Source organism: Saccharomonospora saliphila YIM 90502 (assembly GCF_000383795.1).
Lineage (GTDB): Bacteria > Actinomycetota > Actinomycetes > Mycobacteriales > Pseudonocardiaceae > Saccharomonospora > Saccharomonospora saliphila.
Genome location: NZ_KB912614.1, coordinates 1 through 2215 on the forward strand (window position 1 = coordinate 1; position 2215 = coordinate 2215).

General features: G+C 71.1%; 1 protein-coding gene. It reads left to right on the forward strand.

What is annotated here, in order from left to right:
* Positions 1-2215 (forward strand): pyruvate dehydrogenase (acetyl-transferring), homodimeric type (gene aceE / locus SACSA_RS0101995; RefSeq protein ID WP_019813071.1); only part of this gene is annotated, 2215 nt, incomplete at both ends.

A 2215-nucleotide genomic window follows, 5' to 3' on the forward strand; every position in this document is an offset into this window, starting at 1 on the left:
AGAGCCGCGAGTGGACCGACGCGCTGCGCGCGGTGGTCGAGTCGGCGGGGCCGCACCGCGCCCGCGTGCTCGTGCTGCGGATGCTCGACCAGGCGCGTGCGCTGGGCCTCGGCGTACCGCCGCCGCTGTCCACCGATTACGTCAACACGATCTCCACCGAGCAGGAGCCATGGTTTCCGGGCGACGAGGCCCTCGAACGCCGTATCCGCCGCATCATGCGCTGGAACACCGCCGTGATGGTCACGCGCGCCAACCGCCCCGAGATCGGCGTCGGCGGGCACATCGCCACCTACCAGTCGGCCGCGTCGCTGTACGAGGTCGGGTTCAATCACTTCTTCCGCGGCAAGGATCATCCCGGTGGCGGGGACCACGTGTTCTTCCAGGGACACGCCTCCCCCGGCGTGTACGCGCGCGCGTACCTGGAGGGCCGCCTCGGCGAGCAGCGGCTCGACGGGTTCCGGCAGGAGCTCTCCCGGGGCGGGGCGGCGCGGTCGCTGTCGTCGTACCCGCACCCGCGTCTGATGCCGGACTTCTGGGAGTTTCCCACCGTGTCCATGGGCCTGGGGCCGCTCAACGCGATCTACCAGGCGCGGTTCGACCGCTACCTGCACGCGCGCGGAATCGCCGACACGTCCCGCCGGCGGGTGTGGGCTTTCCTCGGCGACGGGGAGATGGACGAACCGGAGTCGCTCGGCGCGATCGGGCTCGCGGCACGGGAGGAGCTGGACAACCTCACCTTCGTCGTCAACTGCAATTTGCAGCGGCTCGACGGTCCGGTGCGCGGCAACGGCAAGGTGATGCAGGAACTCGAGGCCTTCTTCCGGGGCGCGGGCTGGCACGTGATCAAGGTCGTGTGGGGGCGGGAATGGGACAAGCTCCTGGCCGCCGACCGTGACGGCGTGCTCGTCGAGGCGCTCAACGCCACGCCGGACGGGCAGTTCCAGACCTACGCCACCGAGTCCGGTGCCTACATCCGCGAGCACTTCTTCGGCCGCGACCCGCGTCTGCGCGCGCTGGCGGAGCCGCTGTCGGATTCCGAGCTGGAGCGGCTGCCGCGTGGCGGGCACGACTACCGCAAGATCTTCGCCGCCTACCGGGCCGCCACGGAGCACACCGGGCAACCGACGGTGGTGCTCGCCCACACGGTCAAGGGCTGGACACTGCCGCACTCGATGGCCTCCCGCATGGCCAACCACCAGATGAAGACGATGTCCACCGCCGATCTGAAGCTGTTCCGCGACCGGCTGGAACTGCCGGTCACCGACGCGGCGATCGAGGAGGGCATGGCGGAGGGCCTGCCTCCCTACTATCACCCGGGCGCCGAGTCCGACGAGGTGCGCTACCTGCTCGACCGGCGCACGCGCCTCGGCGGGTTCGTGCCGGCGCGGCGGGACGTCGACGCCCGGCTGCCGCGCCCGGCCGAGAAGGTGTACGCGGCACCGCGCGCCGGGTCCGGACACCACCCGGTCGCGACGACGATGGCGTTCGTGCGGCTGCTCAAGGACCTGATGCGCGACCCGGAGATCGGGCACCGGTTCGTGCCGATCGTGCCCGACGAGGGCCGCACCTTCGGGATGGACTCGTTGTTCTCCACCGCGAAGGTGTATTCGCCGCGCGGCCAGACCTACGACTCGGTGGACCGGACGCTGCTGCTGTCCTGGAAGGAGTCGCGGGCCGGTCAGATCCTGCACGAAGGCATCAGCGAGGCCGGGTCGATGGCCTCGGCGACGGCGGCGGGCACCGCCTACGCCACCCACGGCGAGCCGATGATCCCGGTGTACCTGTTCTACTCGATGTTCGGTTTCCAGCGCACCGGCGACGCGGCGTGGGCGTTTTCCGATCAGCTCGCCCGGGGGTTCCTCGTGGGCGCCACGGCAGGGCGCACCACGCTCAACGGTGAGGGGCTTCAGCACGAGGACGGGCACTCGCCGCTGCTGGCCTCGACCAACCCGGCGTGCGTGGCCTACGACCCGGCGTTCGCCTTCGAGGTGGCTCACATCGTCCGCGACGGTCTGCGGCGCATGTACGGCGAGGACGCCGAGGCCGTCTGGTACTACCTCACCGTCTACAACGAGCCCTACCCGCAACCACCCGAGCCGGAGGACCTCGACGTCACGGCGTTGCTGAAGGGCCTGTACCGCTACGCGCCCGCGCCGGGCGGGGCGGAGGCCAGGCGCCGGGCGCGCCTGCTCGCCTCCGGGGTCGCGCTGCCGTG